The 20,214-nt window shown below is 62.7% G+C and carries 19 protein-coding genes and 1 tRNA gene; 14 read left to right on the top strand and 6 right to left on the bottom strand.

Translation table 11 applies throughout. From position 1 onward, the window contains the following. The first annotated feature begins 25 nt into the window (after positions 1-25). The 9 genes from glpD to glpK all read left to right on the top strand — a co-directional run bounded on the left by glpD (position 26) and on the right by glpK (position 9,595). Positions 26-1,552, top strand: coding sequence for a glycerol-3-phosphate dehydrogenase (gene glpD, locus RFM68_RS10615; protein WP_320232700.1), 1,527 nt, complete (start codon positions 26-28; stop codon positions 1,550-1,552). Positions 1,553-1,591: 39 nt separating this feature from the next. Continuing rightward, a complete protein-coding gene (locus RFM68_RS10610; RefSeq protein ID WP_320232818.1) occupies positions 1,592-2,671 on the top strand; it encodes an ABC transporter ATP-binding protein in 1,080 nt (359 codons plus the stop codon). Between the two features lie 10 nt (positions 2,672-2,681). Further along, positions 2,682-3,749, top strand: coding sequence for an ABC transporter ATP-binding protein (locus RFM68_RS10605; protein WP_320232699.1), 1,068 nt, complete (start codon positions 2,682-2,684; stop codon positions 3,747-3,749). Beyond that, positions 3,750-4,616, top strand: coding sequence for a carbohydrate ABC transporter permease (locus RFM68_RS10600; RefSeq protein WP_320232697.1), 867 nt, complete (start codon positions 3,750-3,752; stop codon positions 4,614-4,616). A gap of 1 nt (position 4,617) precedes the next feature. Then, positions 4,618-5,532, top strand: a complete 915-nt coding sequence (locus RFM68_RS10595) for a carbohydrate ABC transporter permease (RefSeq protein WP_320232696.1) — start codon at positions 4,618-4,620, stop codon at positions 5,530-5,532. Between the two features lie 3 nt (positions 5,533-5,535). Then, positions 5,536-5,823, top strand: a complete 288-nt coding sequence (locus RFM68_RS10590; protein ID WP_320232694.1) for a DUF2160 domain-containing protein — start codon at positions 5,536-5,538, stop codon at positions 5,821-5,823. 76 nt (positions 5,824-5,899) lie between these two features. Beyond that, on the top strand, positions 5,900-7,624 hold the full coding sequence (locus tag RFM68_RS10585; RefSeq protein ID WP_320232692.1) for an ABC transporter substrate-binding protein: 1,725 nt from the start codon (positions 5,900-5,902) through the stop codon (positions 7,622-7,624). A 66-nt stretch (positions 7,625-7,690) separates the two neighbouring features. Then, positions 7,691-8,098 (top strand): hypothetical protein, encoded by a 408-nt coding sequence (locus tag RFM68_RS10580; protein WP_320232691.1) that lies wholly within the window; start codon positions 7,691-7,693, stop codon positions 8,096-8,098. A 3-nt stretch (positions 8,099-8,101) separates the two neighbouring features. Further along, complete coding sequence (gene glpK / locus RFM68_RS10575; protein WP_320232689.1) at positions 8,102-9,595, top strand: glycerol kinase GlpK; 1,494 nt, start codon at positions 8,102-8,104, stop codon at positions 9,593-9,595. A gap of 69 nt (positions 9,596-9,664) precedes the next feature. On the opposite strand, the gene RFM68_RS10570 is transcribed toward glpK, so the two are convergent. Then, the gene (locus tag RFM68_RS10570; RefSeq protein WP_320232687.1) at positions 9,665-10,120 is read right to left on the bottom strand and encodes a BA14K family protein; all 456 of its coding nucleotides are present in this window, start codon (positions 10,118-10,120) and stop codon (positions 9,665-9,667) included. Between the two features lie 304 nt (positions 10,121-10,424). Between RFM68_RS10570 and RFM68_RS10565 the strand changes: the two genes are divergently transcribed. The 4 genes from RFM68_RS10565 (at position 10,425) to RFM68_RS10550 (ending at position 13,211) form a co-directional block, all read left to right on the top strand. Continuing rightward, a tRNA-Lys gene (locus RFM68_RS10565) sits at positions 10,425-10,500 on the top strand. 106 nt (positions 10,501-10,606) lie between these two features. Further along, the gene (locus RFM68_RS10560) at positions 10,607-10,813 is read left to right on the top strand and encodes a hypothetical protein (protein WP_320232686.1); all 207 of its coding nucleotides are present in this window, start codon (positions 10,607-10,609) and stop codon (positions 10,811-10,813) included. Positions 10,814-11,199: 386 nt separating this feature from the next. Further along, positions 11,200-11,973, top strand: coding sequence for a sulfotransferase domain-containing protein (locus RFM68_RS10555; RefSeq protein WP_320232684.1), 774 nt, complete (start codon positions 11,200-11,202; stop codon positions 11,971-11,973). 92 nt (positions 11,974-12,065) lie between these two features. Continuing rightward, on the top strand, positions 12,066-13,211 hold the full coding sequence (locus RFM68_RS10550; RefSeq protein ID WP_320232682.1) for a hypothetical protein: 1,146 nt from the start codon (positions 12,066-12,068) through the stop codon (positions 13,209-13,211). Between the two features lie 31 nt (positions 13,212-13,242). Here the strand turns inward: RFM68_RS10550 and dprA are convergent, their stop codons facing one another. The 5 genes from dprA to RFM68_RS10525 all read right to left on the bottom strand — a co-directional run bounded on the left by dprA (position 13,243) and on the right by RFM68_RS10525 (position 18,278). Next, a complete protein-coding gene (dprA, locus tag RFM68_RS10545) occupies positions 13,243-14,370 on the bottom strand; it encodes a DNA-processing protein DprA (protein WP_320232680.1) in 1,128 nt (375 codons plus the stop codon). Next, a complete protein-coding gene (gene plsY / locus RFM68_RS10540) occupies positions 14,367-14,948 on the bottom strand; it encodes a glycerol-3-phosphate 1-O-acyltransferase PlsY (RefSeq protein ID WP_320232678.1) in 582 nt (193 codons plus the stop codon). The genes dprA and plsY overlap by 4 nt, the downstream gene beginning before the upstream one ends. A gap of 261 nt (positions 14,949-15,209) precedes the next feature. Continuing rightward, complete coding sequence (locus RFM68_RS10535) at positions 15,210-15,932, bottom strand: class I SAM-dependent methyltransferase (RefSeq protein ID WP_320232676.1); 723 nt, start codon at positions 15,930-15,932, stop codon at positions 15,210-15,212. An 82-nt stretch (positions 15,933-16,014) separates the two neighbouring features. Then, positions 16,015-17,301, bottom strand: coding sequence for a dihydroorotase (locus tag RFM68_RS10530; RefSeq protein ID WP_320232675.1), 1,287 nt, complete (start codon positions 17,299-17,301; stop codon positions 16,015-16,017). Further along, the gene (locus RFM68_RS10525) at positions 17,298-18,278 is read right to left on the bottom strand and encodes an aspartate carbamoyltransferase catalytic subunit (RefSeq protein WP_320232673.1); all 981 of its coding nucleotides are present in this window, start codon (positions 18,276-18,278) and stop codon (positions 17,298-17,300) included. Before RFM68_RS10525 ends, RFM68_RS10530 begins: the two co-directional genes overlap by 4 nt. A 184-nt stretch (positions 18,279-18,462) precedes the next feature. On the opposite strand from RFM68_RS10525, the gene RFM68_RS10520 reads away from it, so the two are divergent. Continuing rightward, entirely contained in the window at positions 18,463-20,091 is a 1,629-nt protein-coding gene (locus RFM68_RS10520; RefSeq protein ID WP_320232671.1) for a DNA alkylation response protein, read from the top strand. Positions 20,092-20,214: the final 123 nt, after the last annotated feature.

The raw sequence follows: 20,214 nt of genomic DNA, 5'->3' as shown, positions 1-20,214 counted from the left end.
CAATGCGAAATCGTTGGAGGAACTCTTGGACGCATCTCCGATCCATGACATTTTCGTCATCGGCGGCGGCATAAATGGCTGCGGCATAGCCCGCGACGCCGTTGGTCGCGGATTTTCGGTATACCTCGCCGAGATGAACGATCTGGCCAGCGGGACCTCCTCAGGCTCGACCAAGCTGATCCATGGCGGCCTGCGCTATCTCGAATTCTACGAGTTCCGGCTGGTGCGCGAAGCGCTGATGGAGCGCGAGGTTCTGTGGAAGAACGCGCCGCACATCATCTGGCCGATGCGTTTCGTGCTGCCTTACGCCAAGGGCCTCAGGCCCGCCTGGCTGATCCGGCTCGGACTTTTCCTCTACGATCATATCGGCGGGCGCAAGCTGCTGCCGGCGACGAAGACGCTGGACATGGCCAGCGATCCGGCGGGCAAGCCGCTCAAGCCATTGTTCCGCAAGGCTTTCGAATATTCGGACGGCTGGGTCAATGACGCCCGCCTGGTGGCGCTGAACGCCCGCGATGCGGCGGATCGTGGCGCCATCGTCCGCACCCGCACCAAGGTTGTCAGCGCGCGCCGGGATAGCGCGATTTGGACCGTAAAAGTGCAGAATGTGCTTACCGGCGAGACCGAAGAGGTTCGCGCACGGCTTCTGGTCAACGCCGCCGGCCCCTGGGTCGATCACGTGCTTCAGACCGCCGTCGGCCAGAAAGAAGTCCACAATGTCCGCCTCGTGCAGGGCAGCCACATCGTCATCGCCAAGAAGTTCGACGATCCGCGTGCCTATTTCTTCCAGAACAAGGATGGCCGCATCATCTTCGCCATTCCTTACGAGGAAGAGTTCACGCTGATCGGCACCACCGACCGCGACTATCCCGGCGATCCGCATGACGTGAATATCTCGGACACCGAGATCGACTACCTCTGCGCCGCGGCAAGCGAATATTTCGCGCAACCCGTGAAGCGCTCCGACATCGTCTGGACCTATTCGGCAGTGCGCCCGCTCTATGACGACGGCGCCTCGAAGGCGCAGGAGGCGACGCGCGACTATGTGCTGAAGGCCGATGGCGGGGAGGAAACTGCCCCCTTGCTCAATGCTTTCGGCGGCAAGATCACGACCTTCCGGCGGCTGGCGGAATCGATGCTGGAAAAGATCGAAGGTTTTCTCGGCAAGCGCGGCAAGCCATGGACGCATGACGCGCCGCTGCCCGGCGGCGATTTCCCGGCGACCGGTTTCGATGCCCAGGTCGCCAGGCTGAAGAAAACCTATCCGTTCCTCGACCAGCGGCTGGCGCGCCGGCTCACCCGGCTTTACGGCACGCGCGCGGAAAAACTGCTCGGGCTTGCCAAGTCGAATGCCGATCTCGGCCGCAACTTCGGCGCCGACCTTTTCGAGGCGGAAGTTCGCTATCTCGTCGAGAATGAATGGGCGGTCACCGCCGAGGACGTGCTGTGGCGCCGGACCAAGCGCGGCCTGCATTTCAGCCGCGAGCAGACGGCGACACTGGAAGAATTCATGCGCGGACTGAGCAGCCGGCACGTCGCGGCGGCGGAATAAGGATCGACCGCTGATGCGCAAGGCCTGGGAGGAGGCATGATGTTGGAACTGAGGAACGTGACGAAGACGGTCGGCGCGCAGGAGCATATCCGCGACGTGTCGCTGACGCTTCAGCACGGCTCGCTTAATGTTCTGCTGGGACCCACGCTTTCCGGCAAGACCAGCCTAATGCGGCTGATGGCGGGCCTCGACGCGCCGACTTCCGGTTCGGTCTGGTTCGACGGCAAGGACGTCACCGGGCAGCCGGTGCAGAAGCGCAACGTCGCCATGGTCTACCAGCAGTTCATCAATTACCCGGCGATGACTGTCCACGAGAATATCGCCTCGCCGCTCAGGGTGGGCGGCGTCGAGCACGCGAGGATCGACAAGGAAGTGCGCAACGCGGCGGCTCTGCTGAAGCTGACGCCCTTTCTCGACCGCACGCCGCTCAATCTTTCAGGCGGCCAGCAGCAGCGCACCGCGCTTGCCCGCGCCATCGTCAAGAACGCCAGCCTGGTTCTGCTCGACGAGCCTTTGGCCAATCTCGACTACAAGCTGCGCGAGGAATTGCGCGCCGAATTGCCGAAGATATTTGCCGCCGCCGGCACCATCTTCGTCTATGCGACGACCGAACCGCATGAAGCATTGCTGCTTGGCGGCAACACTGCAACGCTTTCGGAGGGCCACGTCACGCAGTTCGGCCCGACCGTCGAAGTGTTCCGCAAGCCGGTCGACCTGGTGACGGCGAGGACCTTCGCCGATCCGCCGCTCAACACCATCGTGCTCGCCAAGAAGGGATCGGACTTCCTGCTCGAAGGCGGCGTCAAGCTGCCGGTGCCGCCGGAGCTCAACGGCGTTCCGGACGCGAGCTACACGATCGGCTTCCAGCCGCATCATCTGTCGCTGGAGCGGCCGAACGCCAGCGCCGTGCCGGTGCGGGCGAAGGTAACCATCACCGAAATCACCGGCTCGGAAAGCTTCGTCCATCTCGACTTCGCCGATGCGCGCTGGGTGATGCTTGCGCATGGCATTCTCGACTTCGAGACCGACGATGAAGTCGAGGTATACATCGATCCGCGCCACATCATGGTCTTCGACCACAACGGTCGCGCCGTGACGGCGCCGAAGCTGGCGGCCTGAGGAGCAAACGATGGCGCGCATCGAGGTCAATCACATCCGCCACTCCTATCTGCCCAACCCGCGGAAGGATTCCGATTTCGCGCTGAAGGAGGTGCATCACACCTTCGAGGACGGCGGCGCCTATGCGCTGCTCGGGCCGTCGGGCTGCGGCAAGACCACCTTGCTCAACATCATTTCGGGACTGTTGCATCCCTCGCACGGCCGGTTGCTGTTCAATGGCCGGGACGTGACCAATCTGTCGACGCAGGAGCGCAACATTGCCCAGGTGTTCCAGTTCCCGGTCATCTACGACACCATGACCGTCTACGACAATCTGGCCTTCCCGCTGCGCAACCGCCGCGTGCCGGAAGCCGATGTCGACCGCAAGGTGCGCGAAACGCTCGACATGATCGATCTCGCCTCGATGGCGAACCGGAAGGCGCGCAGGCTTACCGCCGACCAGAAGCAGAAGATATCGCTTGGACGCGGCCTGGTGCGCTCGGACGTCAACGCCATCCTGTTCGACGAGCCGCTGACCGTGATCGACCCGCATATGAAGTGGGTGCTGCGCTCGCAGTTGAAGCAACTGCATCGCCGCTTCGGCTACACTATGGTCTATGTCACGCATGACCAGACCGAGGCGCTGACTTTCGCCGACCAGGTAGTGGTCATGTACGACGGCGGCATCGTGCAGATCGGCACGCCGGCGGAACTCTTCGAGCGCCCGCGCCATACCTTCGTCGGTTATTTCATCGGTTCGCCAGGCATGAACGTCTTGCCGGTTTCGCTCGAGGGCAGGACGGCAAAGCTCGGCGCGCAGCGCATCGAACTGCCGGGCGTACCCAAGGCCGAACCCGGCGCCGTCGAGCTCGGCATCCGTCCCGAATATGTGCGGCTCGGCCGCGAAGGCATGGCCGTCCAGGTCAGCAAGGTCGAGGACGTCGGCCGCCACAAGGTGGTGCGCGCCAATCTCGAGGGCAAGGAGATCGCGGCCGTCATCGGTGAGGACGACGAGGTCCCGGCCGAGCCGAAAGTCCGCTTCGATCCTGCGGGCATCAACATCTATGCCGATTCCTGGCGCGTCGAGATGGGGGCATAGATGGACAAGACCTGGAACAACAAGGCCTGGTTCCTTGTCATGCCGGTGTTGGTGCTGGTGGCGTTCTCGGCCGTCATCCCGCTGATGACCGTCGTCAACTATTCGGTTCAGGACACGTTCGGCAACAACGTCTTCTTCTGGGCGGGGACGGAGTGGTTCGAGGAATTGCTTCATTCGCCCCGCTTCTGGGAAGCGATGGTCCGCAACCTGATCTTCTCCTTCATCATCCTGGCGATCGAGGTGCCGCTCGGCATCTTCGTCGCGCTCAACATGCCGAAGAAGGGCTGGGGCGTGCCGGTCTGCCTGGTCCTGATGGCCCTGCCGCTGCTGATTCCGTGGAATGTCGTCGGCACCATCTGGCAGGTGTTCGGCCGCAACGACATCGGCCTGCTCGGCTACTATGTCAAGGCGCTCGGCATCGACTACAACTACGTGCAGGACCCGATCGACGCCTGGGTCACCGTCATCATCATGGATGTCTGGCACTGGACCAGCCTGGTCGTTCTGCTTTGCTATGCCGGCCTGGTCTCTATTCCCGATGCTTTCTACCAGGCGGCCAAGATCGACGGCGCATCGCGGTGGGCGGTGTTCCGCTACATCCAGTTGCCGAAGATGCAGCGCGTGCTTCTGATCGCCGTGCTTTTGCGCTTCATGGACAGTTTCATGATCTACACCGAGCCCTTCGTCGTCACCGGCGGCGGTCCCGGAAACTCGACGACGTTCCTTTCGATCGATCTCGTCAAGACCGCACTCGGCCAGTTCGATCTCGGTCCGGCGGCGGCGATGTCGCTGGTCTACTTCCTGATCGTCCTTTTGCTGTCATGGGTCTTCTACACCGTGATGACCAACTACGATGCGGAGTGCTGAGATGAGTGGCGCCAACGAAAGAACGGACAGAGTGAGCGAGACAGCGCTTTCCGAAGGACTGGCCAGCACCCTGTCGCAGGATGAGGTGGCGCGGCTGATGCGGCGCCGCGGCGAGGAATCGCGCTGGTGGTGGATCGTGCCGACGATCTACATCTTCGTCTTGCTGCTGCCGATCTACTGGCTCGTCAATATGAGCTTCAAGACGAATGAGGAAATCATCTCTTCGCTGACGCTTTACCCGCACGCGCCGACCCTGAACAACTACTACATCATCTTCACGCAGTCGGCCTGGTATTCGGGCTACATCAATTCCATCACCTATGTTGTGATGAATATGGTGATTTCAGTCGCCGCCGCGCTGCCGGCAGCCTACGCCTTCTCACGCTATCGCTTCCTTGGCGACAAGCACCTGTTCTTCTGGCTGTTGACCAACCGCATGGCGCCGCCGGCCGTCTTCGCGCTGCCGTTCTTCCAGCTCTATTCGGCTTTCGGTCTGATCGACACCCATATCGCGGTGGCGCTGGCACACTGCCTGTTCAACGTGCCGCTGGCGGTGTGGATCCTCGAAGGCTTCATGTCGGGTGTGCCGAAGGAGATCGACGAGACCGCCTATATCGACGGCTATTCCTTCCCGCGCTTCTTCGTGAAGATTTTCATGCCGCTGATCGCGAGCGGCATCGGTGTAGCCTGCTTCTTCTGCTTCATGTTCTCGTGGGTGGAACTGCTGATCGCGCGCACGCTGACCACAACCGACGCCAAGCCGATCGCCGCCACCATGACCCGCACCGTATCTGCGGCCGGCATGGACTGGGGCCTGCTCGCCGCCGCCGGCGTGCTGACGCTGATCCCCGGCGCGCTCGTGATCTGGTTCGTGCGAAATTATATCGCCAAGGGCTTCGCCCTGGGGAGGGTCTAAGCCATGAACCTCAACTTCTCCTGGATGGCGTGGACGTGGCCGACGGCCGCCTTCTTCATTGTCATTGCGCTGATGCTCTTCGGCATGGGCGTCTGGGAATATGTCTCGCCCGGCGGTAATCCGCGCGTCGGCGTGCTGCGCTTCGAGACGACGCGCGGCGACCGCCTCTTCCTGTCGCTGCTCGGCAGCGCCTTCATCCATCTCGCTTGGCTGGGTCTGGTTGGACCCAACCTGTGGTGGGCTCTCGCTCTCTCCGTGATCTACGCCATTGGCGTGTTCCGTTACGTATAGAGGGGGAATAGTCGGAGCGGCCGCGTGCTGGCGGCCGCTCCGGATCAGACTTGCAACCTAAGACTGGAGGAGACACATGCGACGGCAATTTCTAACATCGACGACCGCCCTTGCCCTATTGCTCGGAGCGGGCCATGCCTATGCCGGGATGGATGAGGCAAAAGCCTTTCTCGACAAGGAGATAGGCGACCTATCGACGCTTTCGCGCGCCGATCAGGAAAAGGAAATGCAGTGGTTCATCGACGCCGCCAAGCCGTTCGCCGGCATGGACATCAAGGTCGTGTCGGAAACCCTGACAACGCACCAGTACGAGTCGCAAACACTTGCACCGGCCTTTACCGCCATCACCGGCATCAAGGTCACGCATGACGTCATCCAGGAAGGCGACGTCGTCGAAAAGATCCAGACCCAGATGCAGACCGGCCAGAACATCTATGACGGCTGGGTCAACGACTCCGACCTGATCGGCACGCACTGGCGCTACCAGCAGGTGCGCAATCTGACCGACTGGATGGCCGGCGAAGGCAAGGACGTCACCGATCCGATGCTCGACGTCGACGACTTCATCGGCACCAAGTTCACCACGGCGCCGGACAAGAAGCTCTACCAGCTTCCCGACCAGCAGTTCGCGAACCTTTATTGGTTCCGCTACGATTGGTTCAACGACGAGAAGAACAAGGCCGACTTCAAGGCAAAATATGGCTACGATCTCGGCGTGCCCGTCAACTGGTCTGCCTATGAGGACATCGCCCAGTTCTTCACTGGTCGCGACGTCGGCGGCAAGAAAGTCTTCGGCCACATGGACTATGGCAAGAAGGATCCGTCGCTCGGCTGGCGGTTCACCGACGCCTGGCTGTCGATGGCCGGAAACGGCGACAAGGGCCTGCCGAACGGCCTGCCTGTTGACGAATGGGGTATCAAGGTCGATGAAAATTCTCGCCCTGTCGGCTCCTGCGTCGCGCGCGGCGGCGACACCAACGGTCCGGCATCGGTCTACGCGATCCAGAAGTACCTCGACTGGTTGAAGGCCTATGCGCCGCCGGAAGCGCAAGGTATGACCTTCTCTGAATCGGGTCCGGTTCCGTCGCAGGGCAACGTCGCGCAGCAAATCTTCTGGTACACCGCCTTCACCGCCGACATGGTCAAGCCCGGTCTGCCGGTGATGAACGATGACGGCACGCCGAAATGGCGCATGGCGCCGTCGCCGCACGGCTCCTACTGGAAGGACGGCATGAAGCTCGGCTACCAGGACGTCGGCTCGTGGACGCTGATGAAGTCGACGCCGACCGACCGCGCCAAGGCCGCCTGGCTCTACGCGCAGTTCGTGATCTCCAAGACCGTGGACGTGAAGAAGAGCCATGTTGGCCTGACCTTCATCCGCGACTCCACGATCCACGACAAGAGCTTCACCGAACGCGCTCCCAAGCTCGGCGGCCTGATCGAGTTCTACCGTTCACCGGCACGCGTGCAGTGGACGCCGACCGGCACCAACGTTCCCGATTATCCGAAGCTGGCACAGCTCTGGTGGCAGAATATCGGTGACGCCTCGTCGGGCGCCAAGTCGCCGCAGGAAGCCATGGATGGCCTCTGCGCCGATCAGGAGAAGGTACTGGAGCGTATCGAGAAGTCGGGCGTCCAGGGCGATATCGGTCCGAAGATGGCCGAAGAGCATGACCTTGCTTACTGGAACGGCGACGCGGTCAAAAAGGGCAACCTTGCGCCGCAGCTGAAACTCGACAACGAGAAGGAAAAGCCGGTCACCATCAACTACGACGAGTTGGTCAAGAGCTGGCAGAAGTAAAGCCGCCAGCTAGCTTTTGGGCCGGAGCTAAGCAACTCCGGCCCATTTGCGTTCGAGGGGGAAGCAATGCATTCGCGAAACATTGACGAAATTGTTCGGTCTTTTGGGCATTTGTTGAATCCTGAAAGCCGCGCTCGTGACCGCGCATCGGCCTGCACCATTGAAGATCGGCCCTTCGATCGATCGACAGTGCTGGAAAAATGGCAAAACGGCCCCAGTGGTACCCAAGCTGAATATCCTCGATCCGTGGCCTATCTGGCCGCCTATGCAATGATCTTCGGCGAAGGGATCAATCCAGAGGGTGTGCCGACCGATGATGGTCGTTGGTTTCGGCCTGATCATTCGGTCGTCCGGGCTTTCATTCGCAGCCGAGATTTGATTTTGAACGTTGATGCCGAGCCCATGCTTCGCCTCGCCGATGCCGCTTACGGCAGGATTGCAGCGGCACTAACACGGCTGCCCAGGAGTGAATGATCTATGTCCGGCTTCGTCCTAGCCATCGACCAAGGAACGACTTCAACTCGCGCGATCCTGTTCGACGGCAACATGAAAGTCGCGGGCACCGGCCAGCAGGAATTCACGCAGCACTATCCTGCCTCCGGCTGGGTCGAGCATGATCCGGAAGACATCTGGGCGAGCGTGCTTGCGACAGTGAAGGCGGCGCTGAAGGCCGCCGGCCGCACGGCGTCGGACGTGGCGGCGATCGGCATCACCAACCAGCGCGAGACGGTCGTCATTTGGGACAAGGCGACCGGCAAGCCGATCCACAACGCGATCGTCTGGCAGGACAGGCGCACGGCGCCGCTCTGCCGGAAGCTGAAAGAGCAGGGATTGGAGAAAAAGTTCGCGAAGAAGACCGGCCTGCTGCTTGATCCCTATTTTTCCGGCACCAAGATCGCCTGGATGCTGGACAAGGTGAAAGGCGCCCGCAAGCGCGCCGGGAAGGGCGAATTGCTCGCCGGCACGATCGACAGTTTCCTGATCTGGCGGCTGACCGGCGGCCAAGTGCACGCCACGGACGCCACCAACGCCTCGCGCACGCTGGTCTACAACATCGAGAAGAATGTCTGGGACGACGAGCTGCTCTCGATCCTGAACATACCGGCCGCGATCCTGCCGCAGGTGAAAGACTGCGCCGATGATTTCGGCGTCACCGAAAAGAGTCTCTTCGGTGCCGAGGTGCCGATCCTCGGCGTCGCGGGCGACCAGCACGCGGCGACCATCGGCCAGGCCTGTTTCGAGCCCGGCATGATGAAATCCACCTACGGCACCGGCTGCTTCGCGCTGCTTAATACCGGTGCCGACCTGGTGCGGTCGACGAACCGGCTGCTCACCACCATCGCCTACCGCTTGAACGGCAAGACCACCTATGCGCTGGAAGGCTCGATCTTCATCGCGGGTGCGGCCGTGCAGTGGCTGCGCGACGGCATCAAGGTGATCGGCAAGGCCGAGCAGAGCGGCGCTCTTGCTGCGACCGCAGATCCGGCGCAGCAGGTCTATCTGGTGCCGGCCTTTGTCGGCCTTGGCGCGCCTCATTGGGACGCGGAGGCCCGCGGCGCCATCTTCGGCCTTACGCGCAATTCAGGCCCGGCCGAGTTCGCGCGCGCAGCACTGGAGTCGGTCGCCTTTCAGACGCGCGACCTGCTCGACGCCATGCGCAGGGACTGGAAAGGCGCCTCGGCAAAGACGGTGCTGCGGGTCGACGGCGGCATGGTCGCTTCCGACTGGACCATGCAGCGGCTGGCCGACATTCTCGACGCACCGGTCGATCGGCCGACGATCCCGGAGACGACGGCACTGGGTGCGGCCTGGCTCGCCGGCTCAAAAGCGGGCGTCTGGCCGAAGACGAAGAACTTCGCCGAGAGCTGGGCGCTCGAACGACGCTTCAAGCCGGAGATGGATGCTGAAACGCGCTCGGCCAAGCTTGCCGGATGGCGCGATGCGGTGCGGCGGACACTGAGCACGAACTGAGATCTGAAAAGAGAGGGCCCGCGCCTTGGCGCGGGCTCGGTCAACGACCCTGGGTACTGACTGGGGCCGTCAGTAGGGCGACCTGCACTGCTGACGCGGGCCGCTGTTAGGCTGGAAGGTGTTGTCCGAGGCGCGGTACGAGCGGTAGCGGTCGTAGCACCATTGGACATGCGAGTTGCCGCGATAGACACGATTGTTCTCGCTGTTGATGATGGCGCCGGTGATCAGCGCGCCGGTGGCGAAGGCTGCGAGCGGGAACCAATAATCGCCATGCCGGCGATAGCCGCGGCGATATTCACGATAGCCGCGATGGCCGTTCCAGTAGATGGCGCCGTCACGACGGGAGAAATCGCGGTTGAAGCTGCGGTGCCGTCTCCAATCCCGATACTGGACGGTCTGGAAATCCGACGATAGGCCCTGGGGTAGTGGCACATAAGCTGGCTGGGCGTTGACTGGCACCATCTCCGCCGCGATGAACGACGCCGAGAGGGCGGCTGCCAGCAGGCCCGATGCGATCTTGTTCATTGATCTTCTCCTCGAGGGTTGATGGGCGTTCCCCGTTTTGCGAAACGGGTCCGGGTTGCAATGGTTCCCATTCCAATACCAACCCCTTGTTATTGTAGAGATTTCTGAAGTGACGCGGACTCGGATTGAAGTGACCCGGACCCGGGTTATTGGCGCAGGCACGGAAGCCTTTCGCAAACACCCTCAGCGCCCCTTCGAAATCTGTTCAAAAACCCACCTGGACGCTCATCTTTTTCCGGTTGACCGGTCGCGGCACTCTCCCTATGTTCCGCGCAATTTCGAGGGCGGCGTTTTGAGCCCGCGGGAGCGCGTAGCTCAGCCGGTAGAGCAACTGACTTTTAATCAGTAGGTCATGGGTTCGAATCCCATCGCGCTCACCAAAAACAAAAAAATCAAATAGATAACGGATCGGATCGCCGAGGCTTCGGAACAAAAGCCATACGCTGCTGTTTCCTTATCGAAGGGACCGCAATTCGGGATGCGGACGTGGACGTACTGAACCTGGAATTGGCCAAGGCCAGACAGCGCGTTAGGCGCGCAGAGACTTCTCTCAATCACGCCAAAGAAATGCTCGACGAGGAATGCGGCATCGGGATCAGTCTCGCGCTGTGCGGCCGCATACGGTCGGAACTGACGCGAGTGGCAGAGGCCAAAAAGCGGCTGATGAAGATCGCCCCCACCGCATCGGCCTGACTTTTCTCAAGACCGGCGAGACGAACCCGAAAGTCACCTGATCTTCGGTAAATGCTCGGGCCTGCAAAGCGGTGACGGCGCTTGGCTGGTTGCCGGCCAATCGCCTGGCTAGAGCGTTTCACCGTTTCACGGAAACGGTGATACGCTCTATCTCTTTGTTTTTGCGCAATTCCGGACGGAAAACCGTTGCACACTTTTCCTGGAATTGCTCTAGCCGGTCAGGCGCGCGCGGCAGCCACTCGCCCTAGCCAGCGCTATCGCCGTAAAAGCAGCCTCTTGCGAAATGAGCAATCAAGTCGGCAGGTAAAATCTCTATGATTTGTTCCAATGCAACGACGCTCATATCAATAGGGTATGGCTGAATCGATGCCTTCGGAGGGAATTCGTTGATCGACTTCTTCATTGCGGGAGTCCAAAAGGGCGGCACCACGGCATTACATTCGTTGCTGTCTCGGCATCCTGGTGTCGAACTGCCCGCAATAAAGGAAATCCATCACTTTGATGACGACACCGGCGTGGATTGGGATCGTCCCGATCATTCGCGGCTTCATGACAGTTTCGACTGGTCTCGGCCGGCTTTGCGGGGCGAGGCGACGCCGATCTACTGTTATTGGCCACACTCGATTGAACGCATTCGCCGGTACAATCCCGAGGCCAAACTCATCGTCGCTCTCCGGCATCCAGTTTTCCGCGCGTTGTCGCATTGGCGGATGGAGACCGCGCGACAAGCAGAAAACCTGCCATTTGCGGATGCTGTCTCGGCCATCGGGAGGCGCAGGGTTTCAGAAGCGCCGAATGGCGTTCACCGCGTGTATTCGTATGTGGAACGTGGATTCTACTCGCAGCAACTCGAACGCATCTATCGTCTCCTCCCTCGTGGTAATGTTCATGTCTACCGAGCGGATGCGCTATGGAACCAACCAAATCTCACTCTGTCGTCAGTCGAAGCGTTTTTGGGACTGGAAGCAGTTGTCGGTCGGGGCACGGCCAAACCTCGCTATATCGTTCCAACTTTCGCACCATCTCACAGTGCGGAGCCTTCGCTCGCACGGCGGCTGCAACGCGAATTTGAAGCCGACATAGCCAGGACAGCCGAGCTCGCTCGCCTTGATCTTTCTGATTGGCTAAGCGAGGGGTATGCGGAGCCGATGCAGCCCTAGATCGAAATGAAACCTAAAGATTCGCGGCCGCCGGCAAACTTGTCCCTGGACAGGGTCGTGGTTACACTCCGGCCTCCGAAGGAGGCTCCAGGATGGCACTTGACCTTTCGGTAGACGCTCAGGCCCGCAAGGCGGCGACGCCGCCCGGTAGGTATCTCTTCGGTCCGGTCGCCGACTTCCTGATGCTCGGCGGCAGCGCCTTCCTGATCCTGCCGATCTTGTTTCTCGTGCCGCGCGATTATGAAGGCCCCCTAGCCGCGACGATGGTCGTTGTGGCCTACCTGGTGAACTATCCGCACTTCGCCCACTCCTACCAGATTTTCTACCGCAATTTCGGCCGCAAGGCCCGTGGCGACGGGTACGACAGGAGCCTGCAGCTTCGCTACATTTTCGCCGGCGTTATCGTTCCGGTGATCATGACCCTGTTCTTTGTCTATGGCGCGGCGACGTCGAACACGCGGCTGCTCGGATTTGCGGCCAATGCCATGTTCTTCTTCGTCGGCTGGCACTACGTCAAGCAGGGCTACGGAATGCTGATGGTCGACGCCGTGCTGAAGCGCAAGTTCTTCGACAACCGGGACAAGAAGGTGCTGCTGGTCAACAGCTATGCGGTGTGGATCCTGGCCTGGCTGCAGACGAATACGGCGGTGACACAGGGGCAGTATTACGGCCTTCAATACTACACTTTCGCGGCGCCGCGCTGGATCACCGACATTGCCGTGCTGGCGGCCGTCGGATCGACGGCGGCCACGCTTTCGATGCTGGTCAACCGCTGGCGCAGAAACGGCGGCGGCCTGCCTTACAATGGCATCGTGGCCTATGTCGCCTCTCTCTATCTCTGGATCCTGATTGCCAGGATAAATCCGCTCTGGCTGCTCGTGGTGCCGGCGCTCCACTCGCTGCAATATCTTGCCGTGGTCTGGCGCTATCAAACCAATGTCGAGCGTGACGTCTCGGATGCGGCGCGGGATCCGGAGCCGAAAATACTATCGGCTTTTGGGCCGCGTTACAGGCTACGGGTGCTGGGATTCATCATCGGCGGCGCCGCCCTTGGCTATCTCGGCTTCTGGCTGATCCCGTTCGTGCTGACCGCCCTGATCCCGTACGACAGGCAGGTCCTCGGTTCGTCGCTGTTCTTCTTCATCGTGCTGATCTTCATCAACGTGCACCACTACTTCCTCGACAACGTCATGTGGCGCCGCGGCAATCCGGAAATGTCCAAATATCTGTTTCGTTAGTGAAATCTGAACCTGGGGCCGATCCAGCAGGTCACGTGACCAGCGAGACATTCCCGCCGGCATGGCGTTCCAACCGTCCGGCAAGGTCAAGCTCCAGAAGCACCATGGCGATCTGCGCGGCGCTCATGCCGGTGTGGCGGATGATTTCGTCAACGGCAATGGGCGTGGGCCCGAGCGCTTCCAGCACATCGGCGCGCTCGTTTTCGCCGGGCGGCGGCATGGCCGACATGTCGGGCGCCTCGGCAAACGGCGCGGTTCTCGGGGGGCGGGTGCCGGCAAGCGGCGCCAGCGCCCCGAGCACATCGGCGGCTTCGGTGACGAGCGTGACGCCGTCCTTGAGCAGCGCGTTGCAGCCGGCGGCGCGCGGATCGAGCGGCGAGCCCGGCACGGCGAAGACCAGGCGACCCATTTCGTTGGCGAGGCGCGCGCTGATCAGCGAGCCGGAGCGCTGTGCCGCCTCGACCACCACCAGGCCAAGCGCCATGCCGGCGACCAGACGGTTTCGGCGCGGAAAATCCTGGGCGCGTGGCTGCCAGCCGAACGGCATCTCCGAAACGATGGCGCCGCCACGGTCGGCGATCTCGTCGCACAGGCCGGCATTCTCGGGCGGGTAGGGGACATCGAGCCCGCCGGCCAGCACGCCGACCGTACCGCTCGAAACGCTGCCCTTGTGCGCTGCCGTGTCGATCCCGCGCGCCAGTCCGGAGACAATGGCGTAGCCGTCGCGGCCAAGGTCGGCCGCCAGCATGCGCGCCATCTTGATGCCGGCAAGGGAAGCGTTGCGGGCGCCGACAATCGCCACCGCCGGCAAACGGAAGACCGCGCCTTCGCCTTTCACGGCGAGCAGCGGCGGCGGGTTGTCGAGGGTCTTCAGCAAGGGCGGATAATCGGCTTCGCCAATGCCGACGAAGCGGGCGCCGGCACGCCGGGCGGCGTCCAACTCGGCTTCGGCTTCGGCGACGGAGGGGACGCGGACGATGCGATTGGCGCCGCCGGAAATCATCAGCTCCGGCAGCATTTCGAGCGCGGCTTCAGCCGAGCCGAAGCGGTTGATCAACCCGCGAAAGGAAGCCGGGCCGACATTCGGCGCGCGGATCAGGCGAAGCCAGGCAAGCCGTTGCCGGTCGCTGAGCCGCGGGCCGGCGGCCGGCGCACTCATCCCTTCGCCCCGATCTTGCCTTCGGTGCCGGCGAGCAGCCGAGAGATGTTGGCGCGATGCTTGACGATGACGATCAGGCTCATCACCGCGAACAGGCCGGCGATCTCAAGCGTGCCTATGAAATAGAGCGCGATCGGCACGACCACTGCCGCCGCTAGTGCCGCCAGCGAGGAATAGCGGAACAGGAAGGCCATCGCGAGCCAGACGACGGCAAAGACGAGCATGCCCTGCCAGGCAAGGCCAAGCAGCACGCCGAGATAGGTTGCGACGCCCTTGCCGCCCTTGAAGCCAAGCCAGACGGGGAAGAGGTGGCCAAGGAAAGCGCCAAAACCTGCCAACAACCCGAAGTCCGGCGAAAAATGCCCGGCGACCAGGGCGGCGGCAGTGCCTTTCAGCGCATCGAGCAGCAGCGTCGCGGCGGCAAGGCTCTTGTTGCCCGTCCTCAGCACATTCGTCGCGCCGATATTGCCGGAGCCGATGTTGCGGACATCGCCAAGGCCGGCCGCGCGGGTGATCAGGAGCCCAAACGGAATGGAGCCGAGCAGATAGCCGAAGATCAGTGCCAGCCCGTAAGCCATTGTCTTCCCCACGTTTCTTGTTTTGCTGGACGGCAGCGTGGCCGCTGACGCCCGGAATTGCTCGGCTCAAATACTGTGTGGCCTGCAATCATCGTTTGCAAGACCTTGCCCCGTCACCGCGCCGCCGACATCGCGCGAGGCGAACGGCGCCCCGATCAACTCGCGTGGCGCCAACGCATCATAGTGATAGAGTCGCGGCGCTTCGCCAAGCAAGCCCATTCCGGTGCGCAAATCTCACCCTCGGAGCTTCGGTCTCGCCAATCAGGCCGGAGCGCAGAGGAACGAATGGGCGATCAGGGGCGGGTCGGCGGGCATTCTCTCGACAATCCGCCAGCCGCAGCCTTCAACCAGACGGGCAAGAAAATCGGGATTGTAAAAGCACATGCCGCCGTTCCGCTCCGGGCTTCTGTCCTCGAATTCCGCGATGCCGTCGTCCAGGAGGAAGGTGAAGAAAAGGCGGCCCCTGGTCGTCGTGTGGCGGCGCAGGATGGTGAAGATCGACGCCGTGTCATCCGGATATTGGTGCGTGATCACAGAAAACAGCGACACGATGTCAAAGGCTTGCAAGGGCAATGGGAGCTGCGTCTCACGCGAGAGGGAGCGCCCGTTGGGGTTATAAAGCGCGTGACGGGCGTCCAGAAAGACAAAAGAGAACCGGCGATCCCGCACCCTGGAGCGCAGGAAGTCGATCATCGGCGAGAAGCAGTCGACGCCCGTGTAGGAGCCGATCGGTATCTTCTTGTTGAGGATGGCCTGCGTAAACCGCACGCCGCAGCCGAAGTCCAGGACCCGGCTGGATGCGAGCATCTTTAGACCGATCTGCCGCCGCATCCTCTCCAGCAGCCAGGCGCCGCTATCCTCCGACGGCATCAGGGAGCTGATCTTGTGGGAGTTGCGATTGAATTTCGGCGGCACGACGAAGTCCGGCGACGGACGCAGGCGATACCACATCGTCCACAGCCAGGAAGGACGATGCGGGTTCATAGCGGGAGTTCCCGGGGTACCGTCCCGCAGCTTGAACCGTTGCGAACTCGATTGGCGCAAGGGCGCGTTGGCCGGCCCACGCTCAGGCCGAAAACACGGTGCGGCCGGCCACCATCGTTTGCAAGACCTTGCCCTGCAGCCGCGCGCCTTCGAAACAGGTGTTCTTCGAGCGCGAGCGCAGCCCGCTTTCGCTGACGATCCATGGCTCGTCGAGATCGACCAGCACGAGGTCGGCCGGAGCGCCCGGCTTCAGCGTGCCGCCAGGCAGGCCGAACAGTCTCGCCGGCGCCGTGGACAGCGTCTCGACCAGCCTCAGCAGCGGCACGTCGCCATTGTGGTAGAGCCGGAGCGCCACGCCAAGCAGCGTCTCCAAGCCGATCGCGCCGGCGGCGGCATCGGCGAAGGGCAGGCGCTTGGTGTCGACGTCCTGCGGGTCGTGCGAGGAGACGATGATGTCTATCGTGCCGTCCTTGATCGCTTCGATCATCGCCAGCCGGTCGTCCTCGGCGCGCAAGGGCGGGGTCAGCCGGAAGAAGGTGCGGTATTCGCCGACATCGTTCTCGTTGAGCGACAAATTGTGGATGGCGACGCCGGCGGTGACATTGGCACCGTCCGTCTTTGCCCGGTTCAACGCGCCGGCCGCCATCGCGGACGAGATTTTTGCGGCGTGATATGCACCGCCGGTCAGCCGGGCCAATGCCAGGTCGCGTTCTAGCGGGATGAGCTCCGCCTCGCGCGGAATGCCCGACAGGCCGAGCCAGCTTGCGTAGAGGCCTTCGTTCATCACGCCGGATGACGCGAGATCGGCATCCTGAGTTTCATGCGCGATGACGCCGCCGAAATCGCGCGCGTAGGTCAGCGCGCGGCGCATTACCAGCGCGTTGGCGATCGTGTGGCGGCCGTCGGTATAGGCGACGGCGCCGGCCTCGCGCAGCAGGCCGAATTCGGTCATCTCACGGCCTTCGAGGCCCTTGGTGATCGCGGCGGCAGGGAAGATGTTGACGCTTGCCGTGTCCCTGGCGGTTCGCAGCACGAATTCGACCAGCGCCACATTGTCGATCACCGGATCGGTGTCGGGCATCATGATGATGGACGTGATGCCGCCAGCGGCCGCCGCGACGCTCGCCGAGGCGATGGTCTCGCGATGCTCGCCGCCGGGTTCGCCGATGAAGGCGCGCGCGTCGACGAGGCCCGGCATGATTGTCTTGCCGTCGCAGTCGATCACGGTGGCGCCTTCGGGCGCGCCTTGGTTCAGTGCAGCTTTTCCGGCCGCGGCGATCTTGCGGCCATCGACGATGACGCTGCCGATCTCGTCCACGCCGCGCGACGGGTCGACGATGTGCGCCTTGCTGAAGACGGTCACGCTCATGCGCCGCGACCCTCGTGGTTGCGGCCGTCGTGGTTGCGACGAGGGTCGAGCAGCGCTTCCATGACGGCCATGCGTACGGCGACCCCCATCTCGACCTGTTCCTGGATGACGCTTTGCGGCCCGTCGGCGATCTCGGAGGCGATTTCGACGCCCCTGTTCATAGGCCCCGGATGCATGACCAGCGCGTCCGCTTTCGCGGCCTTCAGCTTTTCGGCATCGAGGCCGAAATAGCGGAAATATTCGCGGATCGATGGCACGAAGGCGCCTTCCATGCGCTCGCGCTGCAGGCGCAGCATCATCACCACGTCGGCATCTTTCAGCCCCTCGGCCATCGAGCGCGCGACGATCACGCCCATTCTGTCGATGCCGGACGGCAGCAGCGTCGAGGGCGCGACGACGCGCACCTGCGCGCCAAGCGCGTTCAAGAGCATGATGTTGGAGCGGGCGACGCGCGAGTGCAGGATGTCGCCGCAGATCGCCACGATCAGTTTCGACAGCGGCCCCTTGGCGCGGCGGATGGTCAGCGCATCGAGCAGCGCCTGCGTCGGATGTTCATGCGCCCCGTCGCCGGCATTGACGACGGAGCAGCCGACCTTCTGCGCCAGAAGGGCGGCCGCACCCGCCGACTGGTGGCGGATGATCAGGATATCCGGGCGCATGGCGTTGAGGGTCATCGCCGTGTCGATCAGCGTCTCGCCCTTCTTCACCGAGGAGCTTGCCACCGACATGTTCATGACGTCGGCGCCAAGCCTTTTCCCGGCCAGCTCGAAGGACGACTGCGTGCGGGTCGAAGCCTCATAGAACAGGTTGATCTGGGTGCGGCCACGCAGCGTCGACGTCTTCTTTTCGGACTGGCGCGAGATCGCCACAGCCCGGTCGGCACGATCGAGCAAGAGCTCGATATCGGCGGGGGAAAGATCGCGGATGCCCAGAAGATGGCGGTGGGGAAAGAGCGGCAGGGACGAAGCGTCGGTCATCTCAAGGCGCTGCTATAGGGTGCGGTCCGGCCAGCCGCAAGCGCCAGCTTTGGATTGCGGGCGTTCTCCCCGGTATTTTCGTCGCGCGCCTTATATGGCTTGGGCTATAAGGCCGAGTGGCTTCGGATTCGCGACCCGCGGCCTTGAAAATAAATTGACGTCTCTGCCAGTTGAAGGATTGGGCGTGACCGACGAGGTGATCAACCAGCCGCCGCCGTTGACGGGCGGCAATGCATGGCGGGGCGATCCGTTGCTCATCCAGCTCGCCGAGCGCTTTTCCGATCCCGTGCGCAAGGATCTCGACGGGCTTGGCAAGTTCGTCGTGACGCCGGAGGCGCAGGAGCTCGCCCGCCTCGCCAACACAGACACGCCGAAATTGCGGACGCATGACCGCCAGGGCCGGCGCCTCGACCTGGTCGAATATCACCCGGCCTATCACGCCTTGATGCGCCGCTCGGTTGCCGGCGGCCTGCATTCTTCGGTTTGGGAAAACGGCGATGCCGAGATCGGCCGCCGCCATCAGGTGCGGGCGGCGCGCTTCTACCTGACCGCCGAGCTGGAGACCGGGCATCTGTGCCCCATCACCATGACCAATGCCTCGCTGGCGGCGCTGATGGCAAGCCCGAAACTCTTCCGCGAATGGGCGCCGCGCGTGACGACGCGCAAATACGACCAGACGCAGAAGCCGCCGGTGCAAAAGACCGGCCTGACGCTCGGCATGGGCATGACCGAGAAGCAGGGCGGCACCGATGTGCGCGCCAATTCTACCAAGGCCGAGCGTACGGGAAGCGGCTTCTACCGGTTGACCGGCCACAAATGGTTCATGTCGGCGCCGATGTCGGATGCCTTCCTGGTGCTCGGTCAGGCGCCTGAGGGATTGTCCTGCTTCCTCGTCCCGCGCATCCTGGGCGACGGTTCCGGCAATGGCTTCCGCTTCCAGCGGCTGAAGGACAAGCTCGGCAACCGCTCAAATGCCTCGTCGGAGGTGGAGTTCGTCAACGCGATCGGCGAGATGGTCGGCGACCCGGGCGCCGGCGTCAAAACGATCATGGACATGGTGACGCTGACTAGGCTCGATTGCGCGATCGCTTCATCGGCGCTGATGCGGGCGGGGCTGGCCGAGGCCGTCCACCATACGCGCCATCGCCAGGTGTTCGGCTCAAACCTGATCGACCAGCCGCTGATGCAGCGGGTTCTGGCCGATATGGCGCTCGACGTCGCCGCGGCCACGGCATTGTCGTTCCGGCTGGCACGCTCTTTCGACGAGGCGGCAAGCGATCGCGGTGAGGCGGCCTTTGCCCGCGCTATGACGCCCGTCGTGAAATACTGGGTGTGCAAGATCGCGCCGCAGCTGCTCTACGAGGCGATGGAGTGCCTTGGCGGTAACGGCTATGTCGAAGAGGCGCCGCTCGCCCGCTACTACCGCGAGGCACCCGTCAATGCGATCTGGGAGGGCTCGGGCAATGTCATGGCGCTCGACGTGCTGCGCGTGCTTGGCCGCGCGCCCGGCCTGTTCGAGGAGGTGCTCGCCGGCATCGACCGCGATCTCGGCGCCGGCGGGCGCGGTACCATCGGCGTGCTCAAGGCAGCCATGCAGGTGGCGGCGACCGACCAGGGCTCGGCGCGCCTGCTCACCGAACAGCTCGCGCTTTCGGCCGCCGCGGCGGAACTTCGCCGGCTGGGGGCGGGGCGGATCGCCGACGCCTTCGTCGAGACACGGCTCGGCGGCCAATGGCGCACCACCTACGGCATGCTCGATTCGCGCCACGATGCGCGCATGATCATCGACACGCTCTATCCGCCGGTGACCTGACCCAGCCTCCCAAAGACCGGATTGCCGCCCTGTGGACAGCCGTTAACCTTAACGAATGGTTTCCGTTGCAGCGGGCTCTTGCAAAGCCCAATCTCAGCCTGCTGGAGTAGGGAAAGGTTAACC

Origin of the sequence: Mesorhizobium montanum, assembly GCF_033977145.1 — a bacterium.
Taxonomy (GTDB): domain Bacteria; phylum Pseudomonadota; class Alphaproteobacteria; order Rhizobiales; family Rhizobiaceae; genus Mesorhizobium; species Mesorhizobium montanum.
Note: the sequence above shows the minus strand (reverse complement) of the source record. Positions and strands in the feature narration are given on the sequence as shown.